General features: G+C 70.0%; 21 protein-coding genes and 1 pseudogene. 17 read left to right on the top strand and 5 right to left on the bottom strand.

Annotated features, from left to right (window positions below):
* Window positions 1–4 precede the first annotated feature (4 nt).
* From lepB (ABTY98_RS04660) to ABTY98_RS04710, 11 genes are all read left to right on the top strand, one after another.
* Complete coding sequence (lepB, locus tag ABTY98_RS04660) at window positions 5–700, top strand: signal peptidase I (RefSeq protein WP_352219398.1); 696 nt, start codon at window positions 5–7, stop codon at window positions 698–700.
* Window positions 693–1,781, top strand: a complete 1,089-nt coding sequence (lepB, locus tag ABTY98_RS04665; RefSeq protein WP_352219399.1) for a signal peptidase I — start codon at window positions 693–695, stop codon at window positions 1,779–1,781. The genes lepB (ABTY98_RS04660) and lepB (ABTY98_RS04665) overlap by 8 nt, the downstream gene beginning before the upstream one ends.
* Complete coding sequence (lepB, locus tag ABTY98_RS04670) at window positions 1,672–2,703, top strand: signal peptidase I (RefSeq protein ID WP_352219400.1); 1,032 nt, start codon at window positions 1,672–1,674, stop codon at window positions 2,701–2,703. The genes lepB (ABTY98_RS04665) and lepB (ABTY98_RS04670) overlap by 110 nt, the downstream gene beginning before the upstream one ends.
* A gap of 138 nt (window positions 2,704–2,841) precedes the next feature.
* Complete coding sequence (gene lepB, locus ABTY98_RS04675) at window positions 2,842–3,627, top strand: signal peptidase I (RefSeq protein WP_352219401.1); 786 nt, start codon at window positions 2,842–2,844, stop codon at window positions 3,625–3,627.
* Entirely contained in the window at window positions 3,617–4,135 is a 519-nt protein-coding gene (locus tag ABTY98_RS04680; protein ID WP_352219402.1) for an NUDIX hydrolase, read from the top strand. The genes lepB (ABTY98_RS04675) and ABTY98_RS04680 overlap by 11 nt, the downstream gene beginning before the upstream one ends.
* A gap of 56 nt (window positions 4,136–4,191) precedes the next feature.
* Window positions 4,192–4,500 (top strand): DUF2469 domain-containing protein, encoded by a 309-nt coding sequence (locus ABTY98_RS04685; protein WP_043444228.1) that lies wholly within the window; start codon window positions 4,192–4,194, stop codon window positions 4,498–4,500.
* 118 nt (window positions 4,501–4,618) lie between these two features.
* Window positions 4,619–4,990: a YraN family protein gene (locus ABTY98_RS04690; RefSeq protein ID WP_352219403.1), complete on the top strand. Its 372-nt coding sequence runs from the start codon at window positions 4,619–4,621 to the stop codon at window positions 4,988–4,990.
* A gap of 1 nt (window position 4,991) precedes the next feature.
* Window positions 4,992–6,617 (top strand): YifB family Mg chelatase-like AAA ATPase, encoded by a 1,626-nt coding sequence (locus ABTY98_RS04695; protein ID WP_352219404.1) that lies wholly within the window; start codon window positions 4,992–4,994, stop codon window positions 6,615–6,617.
* A complete protein-coding gene (gene dprA / locus ABTY98_RS04700) occupies window positions 6,614–7,762 on the top strand; it encodes a DNA-processing protein DprA (protein WP_352219405.1) in 1,149 nt (382 codons plus the stop codon). The genes ABTY98_RS04695 and dprA overlap by 4 nt, the downstream gene beginning before the upstream one ends.
* A gap of 319 nt (window positions 7,763–8,081) precedes the next feature.
* On the top strand, window positions 8,082–8,924 hold the full coding sequence (gene whiG / locus ABTY98_RS04705) for an RNA polymerase sigma factor WhiG (protein WP_352219406.1): 843 nt from the start codon (window positions 8,082–8,084) through the stop codon (window positions 8,922–8,924).
* Window positions 8,925–9,060: 136 nt separating this feature from the next.
* Entirely contained in the window at window positions 9,061–9,618 is a 558-nt protein-coding gene (locus ABTY98_RS04710; RefSeq protein ID WP_352219561.1) for a TetR/AcrR family transcriptional regulator, read from the top strand.
* 137 nt (window positions 9,619–9,755) lie between these two features.
* Here ABTY98_RS04710 and ABTY98_RS04715 read toward each other — a convergent pair whose 3' ends face one another.
* Window positions 9,756–10,328 carry a murein hydrolase activator EnvC family protein gene (locus tag ABTY98_RS04715; RefSeq protein ID WP_352219407.1) on the bottom strand — a complete coding sequence of 191 codons (573 nt, stop codon included), beginning with the start codon at window positions 10,326–10,328 and terminating at the stop codon, window positions 9,756–9,758.
* A gap of 281 nt (window positions 10,329–10,609) precedes the next feature.
* Between ABTY98_RS04715 and rpsB the strand changes: the two genes are divergently transcribed.
* The 6 genes from rpsB to ABTY98_RS04750 all read left to right on the top strand — a co-directional run bounded on the left by rpsB (window position 10,610) and on the right by ABTY98_RS04750 (window position 17,101).
* Complete coding sequence (gene rpsB, locus ABTY98_RS04720) at window positions 10,610–11,554, top strand: 30S ribosomal protein S2 (protein ID WP_352219408.1); 945 nt, start codon at window positions 10,610–10,612, stop codon at window positions 11,552–11,554.
* Window positions 11,555–11,734: 180 nt separating this feature from the next.
* The gene (gene tsf, locus ABTY98_RS04725) at window positions 11,735–12,571 is read left to right on the top strand and encodes a translation elongation factor Ts (protein WP_352219409.1); all 837 of its coding nucleotides are present in this window, start codon (window positions 11,735–11,737) and stop codon (window positions 12,569–12,571) included.
* A gap of 208 nt (window positions 12,572–12,779) precedes the next feature.
* Window positions 12,780–13,538: a UMP kinase gene (gene pyrH / locus ABTY98_RS04730; protein WP_352219410.1), complete on the top strand. Its 759-nt coding sequence runs from the start codon at window positions 12,780–12,782 to the stop codon at window positions 13,536–13,538.
* Between the two features lie 147 nt (window positions 13,539–13,685).
* On the top strand, window positions 13,686–14,243 hold the full coding sequence (frr, locus tag ABTY98_RS04735; RefSeq protein ID WP_351712500.1) for a ribosome recycling factor: 558 nt from the start codon (window positions 13,686–13,688) through the stop codon (window positions 14,241–14,243).
* Complete coding sequence (locus tag ABTY98_RS04745) at window positions 14,243–15,577, top strand: phosphatidate cytidylyltransferase (protein WP_502994148.1); 1,335 nt, start codon at window positions 14,243–14,245, stop codon at window positions 15,575–15,577. Before frr ends, ABTY98_RS04745 begins: the two co-directional genes overlap by 1 nt.
* A 282-nt stretch (window positions 15,578–15,859) precedes the next feature.
* Window positions 15,860–17,101, top strand: a complete 1,242-nt coding sequence (locus ABTY98_RS04750) for a cytochrome P450 (RefSeq protein WP_352219413.1) — start codon at window positions 15,860–15,862, stop codon at window positions 17,099–17,101.
* A 50-nt stretch (window positions 17,102–17,151) separates the two neighbouring features.
* Here ABTY98_RS04750 and ABTY98_RS04755 read toward each other — a convergent pair whose 3' ends face one another.
* From ABTY98_RS04755 to ABTY98_RS04770, 4 genes and pseudogenes are all read right to left on the bottom strand, one after another.
* Window positions 17,152–19,377, bottom strand: coding sequence for a molybdopterin cofactor-binding domain-containing protein (locus ABTY98_RS04755; protein WP_352219414.1), 2,226 nt, complete (start codon window positions 19,375–19,377; stop codon window positions 17,152–17,154).
* 9 nt (window positions 19,378–19,386) lie between these two features.
* Window positions 19,387–20,370, bottom strand: coding sequence for an FAD binding domain-containing protein (locus ABTY98_RS04760; RefSeq protein WP_352219415.1), 984 nt, complete (start codon window positions 20,368–20,370; stop codon window positions 19,387–19,389).
* On the bottom strand, window positions 20,367–20,936 hold the full coding sequence (locus ABTY98_RS04765) for a 2Fe-2S iron-sulfur cluster-binding protein (RefSeq protein ID WP_352219416.1): 570 nt from the start codon (window positions 20,934–20,936) through the stop codon (window positions 20,367–20,369). The genes ABTY98_RS04760 and ABTY98_RS04765 overlap by 4 nt, the downstream gene beginning before the upstream one ends.
* A 383-nt stretch (window positions 20,937–21,319) precedes the next feature.
* A pseudogene (locus ABTY98_RS04770) lies at window positions 21,320–22,091 on the bottom strand (tyrosine-type recombinase/integrase); the annotation flags it as partial.
* Window positions 22,092–22,652: the final 561 nt, after the last annotated feature.

A 22,652-nucleotide genomic window follows, 5' to 3' on the forward strand; every position in this document is an offset into this window, starting at 1 on the left:
CCCGATGGACACCGAAGCACAGCCGACGGAGCGCGACCGCTCCTCCAGCCCCGAACCAGAGGCCGCGGAGGACCGGTCGCGTTTCGCGTTCCTGTCGCGGGTCACCGACTGGCTGCCGGGCGGCTGGATCACCCTGACCCTCTTCGCCTGCCTGGCGTTTTTGCTCGTCCTCAACGCTTTCGTGGCGCAACCATTCCAGATTCCCAGCGGATCCATGGAACAGGGATTGAGGATCGGGGACCGCGTTCTCGTAAACAAGTTGGCGTACCGTTTCGGAGCCGAGCCGCGCCGGGGCGATGTCGTCGTGTTCGACGGCACCGGGTATTTCGGGGACGCCGACTACATCAAGCGCGTTGTCGGTGTGGGAGGAGACCATGTGGTCTGCTGCGACAAGGAGGGGAGGATCGAGGTGAACGGCCGGTCGGTCGACGAGACCGCGTTCCTCTATCCCGGGGACACCCCGTCCACCGTGCCCTTCTACGTCGAGGTCCCCGAGGGCACGCTCTTCGTCCTCGGTGACCACCGCAGCGTCTCCAGCGACTCCCGCGACCACCTGGGCTCGCCCGGCGGCGGCATGATCCCCGTCAAGGACGTGATCGGCCGGGCCGACTGGATCGTCTGGCCGTACGCCCACTGGACCCACCTCATCCGTCCCGCCGCCTACGCGCGCGTGCCGGCGCCGGGAGGGGCCCATGGGTAACCGCGGCAAACCGCGCGGCGTGCCCACGGACGCCACCGCCGATCTGCTGCCCACCGGGGTCCGGCGCTCCTCCGCCCCGTCCAGCGGCCGGTCCCGTGCCGAGCGGCGCAAGCTGCAGCGCAAGGTCAAGCGCAAGCGCAGGCGCGGCGCGATGCGGGAGATACCGCTGCTGGTCGGTGTGGCCGTCCTGATAGCCCTCGTGCTGAAGACGTTCCTCGTCCAGGCCTTCGTGATCCCCTCGGGTTCGATGGAGCAGACGATCCGGATCGGCGACCGTGTGCTGGTCGACAAGTTCACCCCCTGGTTCGGCTCCAAGCCGCACCGCGGGGACGTCGTCGTCTTCCACGACCCGGGCGGCTGGCTGGCGGACGAGCAGACCACCAAGACGAACGACCCGATCGTGGTCAAGCAGATCAAGGAAGGGCTCACCTTCATCGGTCTGCTGCCCTCCGCCAACGAGAAGGACCTCATCAAGCGGGTCATCGGTGTCGGCGGCGACCACGTCAAGTGCTGCGACGCGCAGGGCCGGGTCACCGTCAACGGCGTACCGCTGACCGAGGGCGACTACCTCTATCCCGGGAACGCCCCGTCCGCCACCGAGTTCGACATCACCGTCCCGCAGGGGCGGCTGTGGGTGATGGGCGACCATCGCGGCAACTCGGCCGACTCCCGGGCGCACCAGGACACCGACTACGGCGGCACCGTCCCGGTGAGCCTGGTGGTGGGCCGGGCCAAGTGGATCGGCTGGCCGTTCGGGCACTGGGCCTCGCTGGACGAACCTAAAACCTTCGCAAGCGTTTCGAACTCCGTGTCGGGGTCGACCGCGGCTCCCCAGGCGTCGCATAGGGTTGCCCCCGACGATCCGAACGGATACGTCCAACTCCCGAGCCCTGCGGAACTCCCGCTCGTTATGGGAGTAGTGGGTCTGCGCCGGGGATGGCGCGGGCGGCGGCACGGAGTAAGGAGTTGGCGTGGGGGATGTGGCGGTTGGCGCACGGTCGGGACACGACGGCGAGGAGCACAGCGGGCGCCCCGTGGAGAATGTCCCCCCCGTCGACGGTGGTTCCACCTCCGGGAATGACGGTGGTGGTCCGGCCGGGGACGGCGGTCCGGCGAACGGTCCCCACCCCGGCGGTGACGGCGGGGGCACGGACGGGGGTGCGGGCGACTCGGCAGCTCCCGCACCGAAGAAGCCTCGCTCCTTCTGGAAGGAGCTGCCGATCCTGATCGGTATCGCGCTGGTACTGGCGCTGCTGATCAAGACGTTTCTGGTGCAGGCGTTCTCGATCCCGTCGGACTCGATGCAGAACACCCTCCAGGTGGGTGACCGCGTCCTGGTCGACAAGCTCACCCCCTGGTTCGGCTCCGAGCCGGACCGCGGCGAGGTCGTCGTCTTCCACGACCCGGACGACTGGCTGGCGGGCGAGCCCACGGCCCAGCCGAACGCGATCCAGACCTTCCTCAGCTGGATCGGCCTGATGCCGTCCGCCGAGGAGAAGGACCTCATCAAGCGGGTCATCGGCGTCGGCGGGGACACCGTCTCCTGCAAGGGCAGCGGCCCGCTCATGGTCAACGGCCATGCGCTGAACGAGCCCTATGTGTACCCGGGCAACACCCCGTGCAGCGTCGACGACCAGGGCGGCCAGTTCACGGTGAAGGTGCCCAAGGGCTACATCTGGGTGATGGGCGACCACCGCCAGAACTCCCGCGACTCGCGCTACAACCAGTCCGACAGGCACCACGGCATGGTCCCCGTCAAGGAGGTCGTCGGTCGCGCCATCGTCAAGGCCTGGCCGATCAACCGCTGGGGCACCCTGCCCGTCCCGGACACCTTCGACCAGAGCGGCATCAACACGCACTCGTCCGCCGCGGCCTCCCTCTCGGTGGCCCCGGAGGGCGTGGCCGTCGCGGCCGTCCTGCCGATCGCGGTGTGGCGCCGCCGGCGGGGCGACCGGATCGAGTCGAAGTTCGAGCAGCGGTCGGCGGCCGCCGGAAAGCGCTGACCGGCCCGGGCCGGGCGGCTGCGGGCCGGTACTGACCGACCCGTGTGAAACCCTTTGTGAAACCCTTGGGGAGCTTGTGACCAGGGGCGGGAAAGAAGGGCTGCCCCTGCCCGGTACCGCCGGGTAGGGTGCGGCCTCATGGGTGGCGAGAGCACGATACGTACGGCCCCGCGCAGCGGAGGCACCAGCACCGGCACGGCGCAGTCCGGCAGCACGCTCGGCAACCGCTTGTCCGGGATCGCCGTCGCGCTGGGCATCGTCCTGTTCCTCGGCGGGTTCGCCTGGGGAGCGGTCGTCTACCGGCCGTACACCGTGCCCACCGGTTCGATGACACCGACCATCGACGCCGGGGACCGGGTCCTCGGCCAGCGCATCGACGGCAGCGAGGTGCGCCGGGGCGACGTCGTGGTCTTCCACGACACGAGCTGGGTCACCAACGCGGACGTCGTCAAGCGCGTGGTCGCGGTCGGCGGGGACACGGTCTCCTGCTGCACGAACGGCAAGCTGACCGTCAACGGCAAGCAGATCGACGAGCCCTATCTGCCCGCGGGCAGCCTGGCCGAGCTCCAGGGCTTCCCGACCGTCACCGTCCCCGAGGGGCGGCTCTTCCTCCTCGGTGACGAACGCCAGGGCTCCCTGGACTCCACCGCCCACCTCACGGACGCGGCGAAGGGCACGGTCGCCCGCAGCGCCGTGAGCGCCCGCGTGGACTCCGTCATCTGGCCCATGAAGGGCCTCCTCAAGCGCCCGACCGGCTTCGAGACGCTCGGCGCCCTCTCCCAGCCGGGCCCGCTGCGCGTCATCGAGTTCATGATCGTGGGCGGTGCCGTGCTGGTCCTCGCAGGCGGCGCCTACAGCCCGATCGCCGGCCTGCTGGGCCGCTCCCGTACCCGCGGGCGTACGGAGCCCGCCGGTGCCCGCTGAGGCGCTGCCGGAGGGCGTCGTCCCGCGCGCGCCGCGCAAGGTGGCCCGCGTGGTCCTCCTGGACCCCGACGACCGCATCCTGCTCCTGCACGGCCATGAACCGGACGACCCGGCCGACGACTGGTGGTTCACACCCGGCGGCGGACTGGAGGGCGAGGAGACCCGTGAGCAGGCCGCCCTGCGGGAACTCGCAGAGGAGACCGGCATCACGGACGTCGAACTCGGCCCGCTGCTGTGGCGCCGGATGTGTTCCTTCCCGTTCGCCGGCCGCCGCTGGGACCAGGACGAGTGGTACTACCTGGCCCGTACGACGCAGACGGCGACCGAGGCCAGAGCCCTGACCGAGCTGGAGCGACGCAGTGTCGCAGGAGCACGTTGGTGGACGTGCCAGGAACTGACCCGGGCACATGAGACGGTGTATCCGACCAGACTCGCCGAGCTGTTCCGTAGGCTGCTCGACGAAGGTCCCCCCGTCAGGCCCGTCACCCTGGACACGGAAATCGTCTAGGGGCGCGCGGGACTGGCGCACAATGGTGGGATCGCACGGCTGAAGGGGAACATGCCATGAGCGCCGAGGACCTCGAAAAGTACGAGACCGAGATGGAGCTGAAGCTCTACCGGGAGTACCGCGATGTCGTCGGTCTGTTCAAATTCGTGATCGAGACCGAGCGGCGCTTCTACCTCACCAACGACTACGAGATGCAGGTGCACTCGGTCCAGGGTGAGGTGTTCTTCGAGGTGTCCATGGCGGACGCCTGGGTCTGGGACATGTACCGGCCGGCCCGCTTCGTGAAACAGGTCCGCGTTCTCACGTTCAAGGACGTGAATATCGAGGAGCTGAACAAGAGCGATCTGGAGCTTCCGGGCGGCTGAGCCTCCTGGGCCGGTCCCTCGTGTGGGTGACGGAGTTGTCCACAACCGCTGAGTAACCCACCAAGATCCACTTCTGGGTGGGGGATGCGTGACGGTTGGCGCCGGAGGTGGTGCCGACATGAACACGAATCGGGCACGCAGTGCACTCGGCAAGTACGGCGAGACGCTGGCCGCGCGGCGGCTGACGGAGACCGGTCTGACGGTCCTGGAGCGCAACTGGCGCTGCGGCAGGTCGGGGGAGATCGACATCGTGGCGCGGGACGGGGACGTCCTGGTCGTCTGCGAGGTCAAGACCCGGCGGGCGGGTCTCTTCGAACACCCCATGGCCGGGGTGACCCCCGAGAAGGCGCAGCGCCTGCGCGGCCTCGCCGAACACTGGATCCACGCACACGGAGGGGCACCGCCGGGCGGCGTCCGCATCGACCTGATCGGCGTGCTCCTGCCGCAGCGCGGGGCGCCCGTGGTCGAGCATGCGCGGGGGGTGGCGTGAGATGGGGTTCGCGCGTACGTGCTCGGTGGCCCTGGTGGGCGTCGAGGGCGTGGTGGTGGAGGTCCAGGCCGACCTGGAACCGGGAGTGGCGGCGTTCACGCTGGTGGGACTGCCGGACAAGAGCCTGACGGAGAGCAAGGACCGGGTACGGGCGGCGGTGGTGAACTCGGGGGCGGCCTGGCCCTCGAAGAAGCTCACGGTCGGGCTGAGCCCCGCGTCGGTGCCGAAGGCGGGTTCGGGGTTCGACCTCGCCGTCGCATGCGCCGTGCTCGGCGCCGCCGAGCGGATCGACCCGAGGGTGCTGTCCGACATCGTGATGATCGGGGAGCTGGGTCTTGACGGGCGGGTGCGTCCGGTACGGGGCATCCTGCCGGCGGTGCTGGCAGCGGCCGACGCCGGCTACGAGCAGGTCGTCGTGCCGGAGTGCGCCGCCGCCGAGGCCGCACTGGTGCCCAGTGTCTCCGTGCTGGGCGTGCGCAGCCTGCGGCAGCTGATCGCGATCCTCGCGGACGAGCCGGTGCCCGACGAGGAGCCGGACGAGCCGGGGCGCCCCGATCCGCTGCTCGCCGGTCTGCGGGTGCCGGGCACGGGCGCGGCCACCGGGATGCACAGCGCGGGAGCCGCACAGCAGGACCACGGACACGACCTGGCCGACGTCGTGGGCCAGCTCTCGGCCCGGACAGCCGTCGAGGTGGCGGCGGCGGGCAGCCACCACCTCTTCCTGGAGGGACCGCCGGGTGCGGGCAAGACCATGCTCGCGGAGCGGCTCCCGGCCGTGCTGCCCCGGCTCACCCGGGAGGAGTCCCTCGAAGTCACGGCGGTGCACTCGGTGGCGGGACTGCTGCCACCGGGCAAACCCCTGGTCGACATCGCCCCCTACTGCGCTCCGCACCACTCGGCCACCATGCAGGCCCTGGTCGGCGGTGGGCAGGGAGTCGCCCGTCCCGGAGCGGTCTCGCTCTCTCATCGAGGCGTCCTCTTCCTCGACGAGACCCCCGAGTTCACCACCCAGGCGCTCGACGCGCTGCGGCAGCCGCTGGAGGCGGGCCACGTCGTGATCGCGCGCAGCGCGGGCGTGGTGCGGTTTCCGGCGAGGTTCCTGATGGTGCTCGCGGCGAACCCGTGCCCCTGCGGGCGCTTCTCCCTCACCGACGACCTCTGCGAATGCCCGCCCTCGGCCGTCCGCCGCTACCAGGCCCGGCTCTCCGGCCCGCTGCTCGACCGGGTCGACCTGCGCGTCCAGGTGGACCGGGTCACCCGTGCCCAGCTCACCGAGCGGGGTGTCCGGGGCGAGTCCACGGCGGTGGTCGCCGGCCGTGTGCGGGCAGCCAGGGAGCGGGCGGCCCTGCGCCTCGCCGGAACACCCTGGCGGACCAACAGCGAGGTGCCCGGCCGTGAGCTGCGCAGCCGCTGGCACGCCGTGCCGGGAGCCATGGACGAGGCCGAGCGCAACCTGGAGCGAGGCGTTCTGACCGCCCGCGGCCTCGACCGCGTCCTGCGCGTCGCCTGGACGGTCGCCGACCTGGTCGGGCACGACCGTCCGGACGCGACGGACGTGGCCCTGGCGCTGCAACTGCGCACCGGGGTCCCGCGGGGCGTGCCGATGGCCATCGGGGCGCTGACATGACCGGCGACCTCACTCTGCTGGCCCGGGTCTTCCTCGCCCGGGTCATCGAGCCCGGTGACGAGGTCGCCGGGCGGTGGATCCGGGAACGGGGCGTGCACGAGGTGGCACACCGGCTGAGAAGGGCAGGCGAGGCCCTGCCGGGCATCAGCGACAAGCGGTGGGCCGGGCTGCTGGCCCGGGCTGAGCGGGCCGATCCTCGCGCGGACCTCACCGTCGCCCAGAGGGCCGGAGCGCGTTTCGTGGCCCCTGGTGATGCCGAGTGGCCCAGTCAGCTGGATGATCTCGGAGACGCCAGGCCCGTCGGGCTGTGGGTACGGGGGCGGCCCAGTCTGCGGATGTGGGCGCTCCGAGCCGTCGCCGTGGTCGGGGCGCGGGCCTGCACCGAGTACGGGGCGCACATGGCGGCCACCCTCGCCGCGGGGCTCGCCGAGCGCGGCTGGGTGGTGGTGTCGGGCGGCGCCTACGGCGTCGACGGTGCCGCCCACCGCGGAGCCCTCGGCGCCGGTGGTGCCACCGTCGCGGTGCTGGCCTGCGGGGTCGACCGGCCCTACCCGCGCGGGAACACCCAGTTGATCGGCAGGATCGCCGAACAGGGCCTCGTGGTGGGGGAGTTGCCGCCCGGTGAGCATCCGACACAGAGCAGATTCGTGCTTCGCAACCGGGTGATCGCGGCCCTGACCAGGGGAACCGTCGTCGTGGAGGCCGCCCACCGCAGCGGCTCGCTGGTCACCGCGCGGGCGGCACAACGGCTCGGCCGGTACACCATGGGCGTGCCCGGCCCCGCCACCAGCGGCCTCTCCGCCGGGGTGCACGAACTGCTGAGAGGGGAGGCCGCCCTCGTCACGGACGCCGCGGAAGTCGTCGAACTCGTGGGCGACATGGGTGAGCTGGCACCGGCCAGAAGCGGCCCCGTCCTCCCGCGTGACCTGCTGGAACCCGCTGCCCGGCAGGTTCTGGCGGCCCTCCCCGGGAACCGGTCGGCGTCACCCGAAGAGGTGGCACGCGGCGCTCAGACGTCCGAGGACGAGGTCGTCGCGAGGCTGTACGAACTCCGAGCACTTGGTTACGTCGAACGACACGGCGACGGCTGGAAGTTGACACGCCAGGCGATGATCTCGGTCCGAGGTGGTCCCAGTCGGCGCTGACCGAGCGTGTTCGGCCGTCCGGGGGAACCCCCGACGCCCTTGGGAATTGCCGGAGTTGACACCTCCGGTCGATCACGCAGAGCGACGCGCCGAGCGCGGCCGGACGCGCCGTCGAGGGGGTTCGCGCAGGGGTGGAGCCTCGCTGTTCGCACACCGCGACTCCTCAGTCACGCTACGCTCACGAAAGCCCGACACGGACCGTGCCAACCGGCACCAGACCGACACCCCGCCCAACCCGCACCCTCACCCCGCTCACCCCACTCCACGGCACATCACAGCACTTCCTGGCACTTCACGGCAGAACGGCACAAGGCGACGAATGCCCCAGCACACCTCCGGGTCCGACCGGGCGGCGATCCCCCCAGCCGCCCGCGACGGTGGCAGCGTGCGGCCGCCCGCTCCCTCGACGCTCGACGAGCTGTGGCGGTCGTACAAGGCGACAGGGGACGAACGGCTGCGGGAACAGCTGATCCTGCACTACTCGCCGCTGGTGAAGTACGTGGCCGGACGGGTGAGCGTCGGTCTGCCGCCCAACGTGGAGCAGGCCGACTTCGTCTCCTCCGGGGTGTTCGGGCTCATCGACGCGATCGAGAAGTTCGACGTCGACCGGGAGATCAAGTTCGAGACGTACGCGATCACCCGGATCCGGGGCGCGATGATCGACGAGCTGCGGGCGCTGGACTGGATCCCCCGGTCCGTACGGCAGAAGGCGCGCAACGTCGAGCGGGCGTACGCCACGCTGGAGGCCCGGCTGCGCAGGACACCCTCGGAGGGCGAGGTGGCCACCGAGCTGGGCATCGAGGTGGACGAACTGCATGCCGTCTTCAGTCAGTTGTCGCTGGCCAACGTGGTGGCGCTGGAGGAGCTGCTGCACGTCGGGGGTGAGGGCGGGGACGGGCTCAGCGTCATGGACACGCTGGAGGACACCGCCGCGGACAACCCCGTGGAGGTGGCCGAGGACCGGGAGCTGCGGCGGTTCCTGGCGCGGGCCATCAACACGCTGCCGGAGCGGGAGAAGACCGTGGTGACCCTCTACTACTACGAGGGGCTCACGCTCGCCGAGATCGGCAACGTGCTCGGGGTCACCGAGAGCCGGGTGAGCCAGATCCACACGAAGTCCGTGCTGCAGCTGCGGGCGAAACTGGCGAGTTTTGGCCGCTGAGCGGCGGCTTTCGGCCGCGGGCCGGGGATTTCGGGGCGTGGCCGCCGGGAGTGACCCGTGTCCCGGTCGTGCTGTCTCCCGTCCGGCGCGGCGCGTCCGTAGAGTGGTTGGCGTGCCAAGGATTCGAGCGGCCTCCGTGGCCGAGCACCGGTCGATGCAGCGAGCCGCCCTGCTGGACGCGGCGCGGTCCCTCCTGTCCGAGGGCGGTACGGATGCCCTGACGTTCCCCGCACTCGCCGAGCGGACGGGACTCGCGCGCTCTTCCGTGTACGAGTACTTCCGTTCCCGGGCCGCCGTGGTCGAGGAGCTGTGCGAGGTCGACTTCCCCGCGTGGGCCGCGGAGGTCGAGGCGGCGATGGAGCGGGCGGCCTCCGCCGAGGGCAAGGTCGAGGCGTACGTGCGGCAGCAGCTGGCGCTGGTCGGCAACCGGCGGCACCGGGCGGTGGTCGCGATCTCGGCGAGCGAGCTGGACGCGGGGGCGCGGGAGAAGATCCGGGCCGCGCACGGCGGGCTGGTCGCGATGATCGTGGAGGCGCTCGGGGAGCTGGGGCACGAGCAGCCCCGGTTGGCGGCGATGCTGGTGCAGGGGGTCGTGGACGCGGCGGTACGGCGGATCGAGCTGGGCGCGGCCGAAGACCCGACGGTGATCACGGACGCGGCCGTGGCCATGGCGCTGCGGGGTGTGAAGGGCTGAGGGCGGCACGACTGCCCGCAGCCGGGTAGGACGCGGCTGTGCCCCTCCAGGGGCGCGGGGCTGTATCGATGTGCGGTTACCGCCGCGTGGGCGCGATCAGTCCCCGTTCACCCGCACTCGCGCACAACCGTCCGTAATCACTTCTCCGGCAGCGGAACCCCCAGCACCGGTAGCAGTCTCGACGGACCCCCGTTCAGCAACCACGGGGGCAACAGCAGCAACGGGTTCACATACACGTCCCCCCTGAGCAGACCCCAGTGGACACAGGCACGCGCACCACAGTGCGCACCCTGTGGCTCCACCGTCCCCACCACCTGCCCCATGGCCACCTCCTCCCCCTTCTTCACCTTGGCCGTCACCGGCTCGTAGGTCGTGCGCAGATCCGTGCCGGCGAGTCGCACCGACACCACGCCCCGCCCCGCCACCCGCCCCGCGAAAGAGACCCGGCCCGCCGCCACCGCCCGGACCTCCGCACCGGCCGCGGCGCCCAGATCGACCCCGCGGTGCCCGGGGCCGTACACCGTCGCCGGCGGCTCCCAGCCGCGCAGCACCGGCGGTCGTACCCCCACCGGCCAGGCGCGGCCGATCGCCGGGACCGTGGCGGGAGGGGGCGGAGGATCCGCCGCCCAAGCCAAAGCCCAGGCCCCGGTCACCGCCAGGAGCAGCGGCAGCACCATCGTCGCGCCCGCCCACCACATCGTTCGTCGCATGGTCAACATGACCGAACCGTCCCGCAAACCGCCGATCATGGCCGGTACCTGTGGACTACTCACCGGTTGTGGACAGCGGCGTCACCCGGTGCCTCGCCGGTCCCGTACACTTCTTACGGCGATCCGGGTCACCGGGTCGACTTCGCACGCCCCGACATCAGGTCAGCAAAACGATCTGGGTCAGCGCTTCTCGGTCCTTCGTGGCACAGCGCGCACGGGCGTCAGGCGCGGGAGCCATCCGGTACCCGCGGCACAACCGAGAAATTCAAGGAGATACGGCCATGGCCGTCGTCACGATGCGGGAGCTGCTGGAGAGCGGCGTCCACTTCGGTCACCAGACCCGTCGCTGGAACCCGAAGATGAAGCGGTTCATCTTCACCGAGCGCAACGGCATCTACATCATCGACCTGCTCCAGTCGCTGTCGTACATCGACCGCGCCTACGAGTTCGTCAAGGAGACCGTCGCCCACGGCGGCACGGTCATGTTCGTCGGCACGAAGAAGCAGGCGCAGGAGGCCATCGCCGAGCAGGCCACCCGCGTCGGCATGCCCTTCGTCAACCAGCGCTGGCTGGGCGGCATGCTCACCAACTTCTCGACCGTCTACAAGCGTCTGCAGCGCCTCAAGGAGCTCGAGCAGATCGACTTCGAGGACGTCGCCGCGTCCGGTCTGACCAAGAAGGAGCTTCTCGTGCTCTCGCGCGAGAAGGCCAAGCTGGAGAAGACCCTCGGCGGTATCCGCGAGATGTCCAAGGTGCCCAGCGCCGTCTGGATCGTGGACACCAAGAAGGAGCACATCGCGGTCGGTGAGGCCCGGAAGCTCAACATCCCGGTCGTCGCCATCCTCGACACCAACTGCGACCCCGACGAGGTCGACTACAAGATCCCGGGCAACGACGACGCGATCCGCTCCGTCACCCTGCTCACCCGCGTGATCGCCGACGCCGTCGCCGAGGGCCTCATCTCCCGCTCCCGCGTCGCCACCGGCGACAAGGGCGAGAAGGCCGCCGGCGAGCCGCTGGCCGAGTGGGAGCGCGACCTGCTCGAGGGCGAGAAGAAGGCCGACGAGGCCGAGAAGCCGGCCGACGAGGCTGAGAAGCCCGCCGCCGAGGCGGAGAAGCCGGCCGAGGCCGCTGCCGAGGTCGTCGCGGAGACCCCCGCCGAGGCTCCGGCCGAGGCTGCTGCCGAGACCCCGGCCGCCCCGGCCGCGGACGCCGAGCAGGCCTGACCGTCCGGTGAAGCGTTGACGGTGGGGGCGGTGTCATGAAGTCCGCCCCCACCGTTCATCCGTAGGTCAGCCAACGGTCCGCGATCCACCCCTACAGGTGGAATCCGCACATGGAATCCATGTGGATCGCAGACGTGCAGATCTTCGATCTTCCAGACTTCGAGAAAGACTTACAGACTCATGGCGAACTACACCGCCGCTGACGTCAAGAAGCTCCGCGAGCTCACCGGCGCCGGCATGATGGACTGCAAGAAGGCCCTGGACGAGGCCGCCGGCGACGTCGACAAGGCCGTCGAGGCGCTCCGTATCAAGGGCCAGAAGGGCGTCGCCAAGCGCGAGGGCCGCTCCGCCGAGAACGGCGCCGTGGTCTCGATCATCGCCGACGACAACTCCTCCGGCGTCCTTGTCGAGCTGAAGTGCGAGACGGACTTCGTCGCCAAGGGTGACAAGTTCCAGGCCGTCGCCAACACCATCGCCGAGCACGTCGCCAAGTCCGCCCCGGCGGACCTGGAGGCCCTGCTCGCCTCCGAGATCGAGCCCGGCAAGACCGTCCAGGCGTACGTCGACGAGGCCAACGCCAACCTCGGCGAGAAGATCGTCCTGGACCGCTTCGCGCAGTACGCCGACGGCTTCGTGCTCGCCTACATGCACCGCACGATGCCCGACCTGCCCCCGCAGATCGGTGTCCTCGTCGAGCTCGACAAGCCGAACGCCGAGGTCGCCAAGGGCGTCGCCCAGCACATCGCCGCCTTCGCGCCGAAGTACCTCTCCAAGGAGGAGGTGCCGGCCGACGTCGTCGAGTCCGAGCGCCGTATCGCCGAGGAGACCACCCGCGCCGAGGGCAAGCCCGAGGCCGCCCTGCCGAAGATCGTCGAGGGTCGTCTGAACGGCTTCTTCAAGGACGCGACGCTGCTCGGCCAGCCGTACGCGCTCGACAACAAGAAGTCGGTCCAGAAGGTTCTGGACGAGGCCGGTGTCACCCTGAAGCGCTTCACGCGCATCAAGGTCGGCATCTGAGTCCGTACCGCGATCGACGCGCGACCCGCGGGGAAATCCCGATAGGGTCGGTCGACAGCAGTCGTCCGGGTACCCGGCCAAACCCAGGGTCGTGACGGACGGCGGCAGATCTGACGAGGAGGCCATTGCCGCGCATGGGCAGCGAAAAGCGACCCCACCGGCAATGGCCTTCTTCGTATGTGCACCATGTGAAAGAGGCGGGATCTCCATGACCACCAAGGCCCAGAAGAGCGACGACGGCAAAGTACGCGGCCGGTTTCTGCTGAAGCTGTCCGGAGAGGCGTTCGCCGGTGGCGGCGGCCTGGGCGTGGACCCCGACGTGGTACACAAGATCGCCCGTGAGATCGCGGCCGTCGTCCGCGACGGTGCGCAGGTCGCCGTCGTCATCGGCGGCGGCAACTTCTTCCGTGGCGCCGAGCTCCAGCAGCGCGGCATGGACCGGGCCCGCTCCGACTACATGGGCATGCTCGGCACCGTGATGAACTGCCTCGCCCTCCAGGACTTCCTGGAGAAGGAGGGCATCGACAGCCGGGTGCAGACCGCGATCACCATGGGGCAGGTCGCCGAGCCGTACATCCCGCTGCGCGCCGTGCGCCACCTGGAGAAGGGCCGCGTGGTCATCTTCGGTGCCGGTATGGGCATGCCGTACTTCTCCACCGACACCACCGCGGCCCAGCGCGCCCTGGAGATCGACGCCGAGGCGCTGCTCATGGGCAAGAACGGCGTGGACGGGGTCTACGACTCCGACCCGAAGAAGAACCCCGACGCCGTCAAGTTCGACTCCCTCGGCTACGGCGAGGTCATCACCCGCGAGCTCAAGGTCGCCGACGCCACCGCGATCACGCTCTGCCGCGACAACAAGCTGCCCATCCTGGTCTTCGAGCTGCTCGCCGAGGGCAATATCGCGCGGGCCGTCAAGGGTGAGAAGATCGGCACGCTGGTGGGTGACCAGGGCAGCCGGGCCTGACCGGCACCGCCTGACGCCCCTGACCGGGGGATGGACAATGTTCTGCCGGTCGGGAAACGTGCAGGAAAGAAGACGCGACGAAGCCGGCCGCCGCCCCTCACAACGGAACCGCAGCCGGGCCTTACTCAAGACACGCAGGAGCAAGTGGTGATCGAAGAGACCCTCCTCGAGGCCGAGGAGAAGATGGAGAAGGCCGTCGTGGTCGCCAAGGAGGACTTCGCCGCGATCCGCACCGGCCGTGCGCACCCGGCGATGTTCAACAAGATCGTGGCCGACTACTACGGCGCGCCGACGCCGATCAACCAGTTGGCCTCGTTCTCCGTACCGGAACCGCGCATGGCGGTCGTGACCCCGTTCGACAAGAGCGCGCTGCGCAACATCGAGCAGGCGATCCGCGACTCCGACCTGGGCGTCAACCCGAGCAACGACGGCAACATCATCCGAGTGGTGTTCCCGGAACTCACCGAGGAGCGCCGCCGCGACTACATCAAGGTCGCCAAGAGCAAGGCGGAGGACTCCCGGGTGTCCATCCGCTCCGTCCGCCGCAAGGCCAAGGACGCCATCGACAAACTGATCAAGGACGGCGAGGTCGGCGAGGACGAGGGCCGTCGCGCCGAGAAGGAGCTCGACGACACCACCGCGAAGTACGTCGCGCAGGTGGACGAGCTCCTCAAGCACAAGGAAGCGGAGCTTCTCGAAGTCTGATGAACGACTCATCCTGGGGAGCGCCGCCACACGCCGGTCCGCAGGCCGGGTCACCGGCCGGGTACTGGGGGCCGACCGATCAGGGCACCGGCCAGGGGTACGACCAGGGTCCCGCCCAGGGCCAGGGGTACCAGAGTCCTGGCCACGGCCAGGGGTACGGCCACGGTTCCGGCCACGGCCAGGGGTACGACCAGGCTCCCGGTCAGGGGTACGACCACGGCTATGCCCATGGCTATGGCCAGGGTCGTGTCCAGGGAACCGCCCCGGCGGGTCCTGCGTACGATGCGCATGACGCGCAGCAGACTCGCCCCATGCCCATCGTGCCCGACGACGATCCTGCGTACGGCGGAGACCAGGACGACGACCGGGGGGCCGCTCGGCTGAGCGGCCCCTTGTTCCGAGACGAGACGTTCCGTAACGACACCCCGTCGGCACGGCCGCTGCCCGAGGCGGCGCCACAGAAGCAGAATCCGGAGCCCATGCCCGACGCCCCGCAGCCGGCGCCCGCGCCGAAGAAGAAGAACGCGGGCCGGGATCTGGGTGCGGCCATAGGTGTCGGCGTCGGACTGGGCGTCGTGATCGTGGCGTCTCTGTTCGTCGTCAAGGCCGTCTTCGTCGGAGTGGTCGCGGTCGCGGTCGTGGTGGGCCTTTGGGAGCTGACCAGCCGGCTCCAGGAACGCAAGGGCATCAAGGCGCCCCTGGTTCCGCTGGCGCTCGGCGGCGCGGCGATGGTGGTCGCCGGCTACGCCCGCGGTGCCGAGGGCGCCTGGGTCGCCCTGGCGCTCACCGGACTCGCGGTGCTGGTCTGGCGGATGACAGAACCGCCGGAGGGCTATCTCAGGGACGTCACGGCGGGTCTCTTCGCGGCGTTCTACGTCCCGTTCCTGGCGACCTTCGTCTCGATGATGCTCACCGCCGACGACGGTCCTCGCCGTGTGATCACCTTCCTCCTCCTCACGGTGGTCAGCGACACCGGCGCCTACGCGGTCGGCTGGCGTTTCGGCTCCCACAAGCTCGCCCCGCGTATCAGCCCCGGCAAGACCCGTGAAGGTCTGGTCGGCGCGGTGCTGTTCGCCATGGCCGCGGGCGCGCTGTGCATGCAGTTCCTGATCGACGACGGCACCTGGTGGCAGGGCCTGCTGCTGGGCCTCGCGGTCGCGGCCAGCGCCACACTCGGTGACCTCGGCGAGTCCATGATCAAGCGGGACCTGGGCATCAAGGACATGGGCACCTTGCTCCCCGGCCACGGCGGCATCATGGACCGCTTGGACTCCTTGCTGCCGACGGCTCCGGTGGTGTGGCTGTTGATGGTGTTGTTTGTCGGGAGTGGGTGACGGCGGCCCACGGCGCCGCGCCGCGGTAGCGGCGAGTGGGTACGGCATGGACCGCTTGGACTCGCGCTGTTGCGGACGGCTCCGGTGGTGTGGTTGTTGACGGTGCACTTCGTCGGCAGCGGCTGACGTACAGCTGTCGTAGTCGAGCCCCCGCCCTTCGCAGGGCGGGGGCTCATCGGCTTGTCGGCCCCGGATGCCGCAGCAGAAATAGCATGGTCAGTGCGGCGGGAGGCACACTCCCTGTGAGGACGCTGTGTCCTCCGACGCGCAGGGAGTGTGCCTATGCCCCTTGATCCGGCCCCGGCCTCCACCCCGTCCCCGACCCCGCCTCCTCCGGTGCGGTTCTGGCCCGTCGACGATCTGCCCGCCCTCGACCCCGACCCCTTTCTCGACGAGGTGCTGCGCGACGAACCGGTGACCCGGATCAAACTCGCGCACGGCGAGGGACACGCCTGGCTGATCACCCGGTACGAGGACGTCCGCTTCGTCACCTCCGACCCCCGCTTCTCCCGGGAACTGGTCGTCGGCCGCGACGTCACCAGCATGCGCCCGGAGCCGGTGGCCTCGCAGACGGCGGGCCTGCAGTACATCGACCCGCCCCGGCACAACCGGCTGCGCAGGGTCGTCGCCCGCGCCTTCACCGGGCGGGCCATGCAGCGGCTGCGGCCGATGGCCGAGCGCAGGGCGGCCGAACTGCTCGACGTGATGGAAGCCGCCGGGCCGCCGGCCGATCTCATGGAGCATCTGCACGGCCCCTTCCCGATCGCCGTGATCCGTGACTTCCTCGGCGTCGACGAGAAGGACTGGCACCGCTGGGCGGCGACCGGCGAGGCCCTGCTGTCCGCCGGCGCCGACTCCGAGGAGCGCGCCAAGGAGGCCGCCCGGGCCACCCGGGCCCGGCTCGCCGAGCTGCTCCAGCACCGCCGTGATGAGCCCCGCGAAGACCTCGCCGGAGTGCTGGCGCTGGCCGCCGCGGCCGACGAGATCACCGACGACGAGGCGATCTCCCTGGCCACCTCCATCCAGGTCAGCGGCGGCCACGCGGTCCGCAACAACAGCGGCTCGATGATGTACGCGCTGCTCACCCACCCCCGCCAGCTGGACCGGCTGCGCCGCGAGCCGGAGCTGCTCCCCAAGGCCGTGGACGAACTCTTCCGCTACGTCCCGCACCGCAACGGCGTCGGTATCCCGCGGGTCGCCGTCGAGGACGTCGAGGTCGGCGGCCAGCTGATCCGGGCCGGTGAGGTCATCTACAACGCGTATGTCGCCGCCAACCGCGACCCCGCCGTCTTCCCCGACCCCGACGACCTGGACTTCGACCGCACCAACGGCCCCCACCTGGCCTTCGGGCACGGTCCCCACCACTGCATGGCCGCCATCATGGCCCGTATGGAGGCAGAGATCATGATCGGCTCGGTCCTCGCCCGCTTCCCCGGCATCCGGCTGGCGGTACCCGCCGAGGACGTCGAGTTCCAGCGCCAGGGCCTGATCCGCGGACCGCGCACCCTGCCCGTGACCTGGTGATTGGGGCGGCCGGAACCGCTCAGGACCACATATGCGCCCCGTGAGTGGACTCAGGCCACCGGTCGTAGACCGGGCAGCACCTTCTCGATGGTGATGGGGAAGTCGCGCACGCGCACGCCGGTGGCGTTGAACACCGCGTTCGCGACCGCCGCGCCGGCCCCGCAGATTCCCACCTCACCGACGCCCTTCGCGCCAAGGGGGTTGGCCTTGTCGTCGAACCCGTCAAGGATGACGGCGTCGACGTCGGGGACGTCGGCGTGGACCGGCACCAGGTACTGCGCGAAATCGTGGTTGACGAAGGCGCCGGATCGAGGGTCGACGACGGCCTCTTCCTCGAGGGCCGCGCCGACTCCCCAGATCATGCCGCCGATCAGCTGCGAACGGGTCGTCTTCGGGTTGAACACACGGCCCACCGAGAACACGCCGAGCATCCGCCTCAGACGGATCTCGGCGGTGTCCGCGTCGACCCCCACCTCGGCGAAGTGGGCCCCGTAGGTGTTGATCGAGTAGTCCGTGTAGTTCGGATCATCGCCCATGAAGCGGGTCACGCCCTCCGCCTCCACACCTTCGGGACGGCTGCGTGCGACGATCTCGCTGACTGCCTCGGACGCGCCGCCGATACTCACGTTGCCACCGGAGAACACGGCGTCCGCCGGGTCGAGTCCGTGCAGCGGAGAGCGCGTGTCGCCGCCCGCCGCGACCAGCACCTTCTCACGCAGGGCCAGGCACGCCCGATGCACCGCGGTGCACGAATTGGTGGCGCCCCACGAGCCCCCGGACCCCCAGCTCGAGGGAAAATCGGACCGCCCGAGCTCGATCCGCACCCGGTCGGCCGAGAGCCCGAGGCCGTCGGCCGCGACCTGGGTCAGGACGGTGTAGGTACCGGTGCCGAGGTCGGTCATGTCCGTCTGGACGACGGCGGTGCCGTCCGCCTCCCACCGCACGCGCACCGCGGTCGGCCCTTGGAAGTGCCCGCGGATGGCGGCCGACATGCCGTAGCCGACCAGCCATCGCCCGTCGCGCATGCTCGCCGGGGCGGCGTGGCGGTGCTCCCAGCCGAACCGGCGCGCACCTTCGCGCAGACAGTCGACCAGGTGCCGGTCGCTGTACGGCACGTCCCGCTCGGGGTCGACGGTGGGCTCGTTACGGATCCGCAGCTCGACCGGGTCCATGTCGAGCGCATGGGCCAGCTCGTCCATCGCCGACTCGACCGCCAGCATGCCGGGCGCCTCGCCGGGTGCGCGGACGTCCGTCCCGCGCGGCAGGTCGAGCGGCGCCAGCCGGTGGCTGGTCAACCGGTGGGGCGCGGCGTAGAGGCTGCGGGTCGTGGCGGCGGTCTGCTCGGCGTACTCCACGTCGGGGTTGGTGTGCATGGTGACGTCATGGGCGATCGCCGCCAGCCGGCCGTCCCGCCCCGCGCCCAGCCGAACCCGCTGGCTGGAGGTGGGGCGCATGCCGACGAGCTGGAAGATCTGCTGCCGGGTCATCGCGATCTTGACCGGACGGCGCAACGCGCGAGCGGCGAGCGCTGCCAGGATCGTCTCGGAATGGATGCCCAGCTTGGACCCGAATCCCCCGCCGACGAAGGGGGTGACGATGTGAACCCGTGCCGGGTCGATCCCCAGCGTGCTGGCGACCGAGGCCTGCGCCGCATCGACGATCTGGCAGCTGACGTAGACGACCAGGTCCTCGTCACGCGGTTCCACCAGACAGGCGTGCGGTTCCATCGGCATCGAGAACTCGTACGGCGTCGTGTAGTACTGGTCGATTCTGACATCCGCGCTGTCGAACCCGGCATTGAAATCGCCCACCGAGGTGTCGGTGGGGAGGCCGGCATTGACCACCTTCGGGATGTACACCTCGTCTTCCTGCTCGGCGAAGTTGAACCGTCCCCGCCCGGTGATGTACTCGACTTCGACGAGGTCGGCAGCCGCGCGGGCCTGCTCGAGGGTCGTGGCGACGACGAGTGCCACCGGCTCGCCGTAATGGTGAATGTCGGAGCCGGTCAGTACCGGCTGTGCGCGCCAGTACTCGAACGGAATGGATTCGTCGCGAGTGCCCTGCGCCGGGGCGTTGAGATAGGTCATCACCATGTGCACGCCCGGCGCGCGTTCGGCGCTCTCCGTGTCGATCCGGGTGATACGGCCCTTGCCGATCGTCGCGCCGACGATGAAACCGTAGAGCGGCCGGCCGGCCTCCCATTGCTCGTAGGCGTAGGTGGCCCGGCCGGTGACCTTCGACGTGCCGTCGACGCGGTTCAGGGCTTGCCCGATCATGCCGCCTCCTCAGCTCGCCCCGGCCACTTGCGCCAGCGTGCGGCACAGCGTGCGCTTGGCCAGCTCGATCTTGAAGTCGTTGTGTCCCTGCCCGACCGCGTCGCCCATCGCCGCCTCGGCGGCGACCTGGTAGGTGGCCATCGTGGCCGGACGGCCGGTCAACGCGGACTCCGCCTCGACGGACCGCCACGGCTTGTGCGCGACACCGCCGAACGCCACCCGCGCCTCACTGATCGTTCCCTGATCGGTCGAGACGATCGCCGCCACGGAGACCAGCGCGAACTCGTACGACGCCCGGTCGCGCACCTTGCGGTACTTCTGCCGGCCCGGCGGAGGCGGGGGCAGGACGACGCTCGTGATCATCTCGCCGGTCCGCAGCACGGTCTCGATCTGCGGGGTATCGTCCGGCAGCCGGTAGAAGTCCGTGATGGCGACGCCGCGTACCGCCTGATCGGCGTCGAGGAGCTCGATCTCCGCTCCGAGGGCGGTCAGCGCGACAGCCATGTCCGAGGGGTGGGTGGCGATACAGGAGTCGCTGGCGCCGAGGATCGCGTGTATCCGGTTGAACCCGCCGATCGCCGAGCATCCGGACCCGGGATCGCGCTTGTTGCAGCCCGCGGCGGTGTCGTAGAAGTACGGGCAGCGAGTGCGCTGCAGCAGGTTTCCGCCGGTGGACGCCTTGTTGCGCAACTGGCCCGATGCGCCCGACACCAGCGCCTCCGACAGCACGGGGTAGCGGGTGCGTACGCGGGCGTCGGCGGCCACCTCGGAGTTCGCCGCCTGGGCGCCGACACGGAGACCGCCGTCCGGGAGTTCTTCGATGTCCCGCAGCGGAAGCCGGCTGATGTCCACCAGATGGCCGGGCTTCTCGATGTCGAGCTTCATCAGGTCGAGCAGATTGGTGCCGCCGCTGATGAACTTCGCACCGTCCCTGGACACCGCGGCTACGGCGGCTTGTGCGTCCGGCGCTCGCTCGTAGGTGAACGGCCTCATTCGGGGCCCCCTTCCGCGGTGCCGCGGATGGCCGCGAGGATGTTCGGATAGGCGGCGCACCGGCAGATGTTGCCGCTCATCCGCTCGCGGATCTCCTCGTCGGTCAACGCGACCTGCAGCGCGGACACGTCAGCCGTGGCGTGGCTGGGCCAGCCCGCCTCCACCTCGGCGAGCATGCCGACGGCCGAACAGATCTGGCCCGGTGTGCAGTAACCGCACTGGAAGCCGTCGTTCTCGACGAAGGCGCGTTGCATGGGGTGCAGGGCATCCGGGTCGCCCAGGCCTTCGATCGTGACGATCCTGTCGTCCTCGTGCATCACGGCGAGCGTCAAGCAGGAGTTGACGCGCCGGCCGTTGATCAGCACGGTGCAGGCGCCGCACTGCCCGTGGTCACACCCCTTCTTGGTGCCGCTCAGGCGCAGATGTTCGCGCAGCGCGTCGAGCAGCGAGGTCCGCGGATCGACCTCGAGCTGCCGCACCTGATCGTTGACGCTCAGCCTGATCGTCGAGAGTCCGGCCGTCTCGCCCTGGCTCCGTCCCACGGCGCCCGTATCCGAGTCGTTCATCACGGCCCGCCTTCTTGGCTAGGTGCGTGTTCCAGCTGGAAACGCGCCACTTCCGGGCGCGCTCCTCCCTCCCAGCGTCTCGCGAATGCCATCGCCCCGCGCGTCGGAAGGCGCACGCCGGGCTGCCGCAGGGGCCATCGGTTCCGCTCATCGCGGCCTGTCCCTTTGCCGGGCGCGGCGCGGGATGCCCACGGTGACAGAGGGCACCATGAGTGACCGTTCGCGCACCGCTGCGGCCTGGGCCGCTCCTGTCGATCTGCGACACTGGACGAACCATGCCTGTCCCGGAGAACTGATGTGCCCCGGGCACGAAGAAGCCCCCCGCCAGCGATGTTGTCGCCAGTAGGGGGCTGTCTTGTGCCCGCTGGGCCGTCTCTGGGCCGTCAGGGCTCCTGGGCCGTACCGAAGACGTCATCCAGGGCCCGCCGGGCTCGCTCGCTGCTGCTGGGCATCAGATGGGCGTACACCCGCAGCGTCATCGCCGGATCGGAATGCCCGAGGTTTCGCTCACGGCCTTGATGCTCTCGCCCGCGTCCAGGAGAACCGAAGTGTAGAAGTGGCGCAGGGCGTGCATTCCGTGCTGCCGGGCGGAGGCGTACGGCTTGCCGGGTTCGGGAGTTGGAATAAGGCCGGCGGTCGCAAGGGCGGGCTTCCACTCCTGGATGTTGAAGTTGCTCCGCCAGACGATCCCTTCGGCCCTGGTGGTGAAGATCAGGCGCCGCTCGGTGAGAGGGCCGTCCGGGCTCATCCACGGCAGCTTGATTGCCACCGGCGGGTGGCTCTTCATGTGCCGCCGCAAGGCAGAGGCCACCGAGGACGGCAGCGGTACGTGCCGCTCCTTGTTGCTCTTGGGCGCGGAGCGAAGACCGCGACACCCCGGATCAGCTTGACCTGAGTGCTGACCCGCAGCGTGTCACCGTCGAGTTGCACGGCGTCCTCCGACAGACCGATGATCTCGCCCTGTCGGAGACCGCAGCCGCTGCCCACGGCGACCATGGCCTGGTACCGCTTGGGCAGAGCGTCGCGGACCGCGCGAACTTGGGACGGGAGCCACGGCACGACCCGGGCGGACGAGACGGCCGGCGGCCGGACAGATGCTGCCGAGCACGGATTCCGGGCGAGGTGGCCGTCATCCACGCCAGCCGACAGCACCGCGCAGAGGAAGCCCTTGTCGTAGGGCCACGCGGTCCCTGTGGTGCTGCCTCTCGGTGCGCCGGAGGGGGTCATGCAACGCCGGGAGAATGCCTGGTCCGTGGCGTCGACAGCGAGGCTGGCGGTGCCGTGCGGCTCCGTGACCAGGTAGTTCAGCTCGTTGCTACCGCTCTCGTTGGAGCGGACGGCGACGGTCAAGTCTCCTGAAGTGTAGTGACGTTGGGCCCAGGTACTGCCGTCGGCCCGCAGATGCAGTTCCGTTGCCCCCGCGTACAGGACGCGCTCTCCGTCCGTCGGGTCTGTGCGGTCTCCGGGTCTGGCCCTCGCCGCGACCTGCTCGCTCACTCTCGACGAAGCGGCAAATCAGGCGTCAACTCTCACACCGCCCTACCGGAAGGCATTTTAAGAGCTTCCATCCGCATTTACCGCAATTGATACAGATGAAAGCGCGGTCGACCTGCAGGTATCGCCCGGCACGACCGCAAGCGGCGCCCTGGGCACCAGGAGTCCGGACTCGCCAGCCCCTTGGTGTCCGAAATGACGGTTCTTATGGACGGTCACAAC

It is taken from the genome of Streptomyces sp. NPDC096040 (assembly GCF_040303265.1).
Taxonomy (GTDB): domain Bacteria; phylum Actinomycetota; class Actinomycetes; order Streptomycetales; family Streptomycetaceae; genus Streptomyces.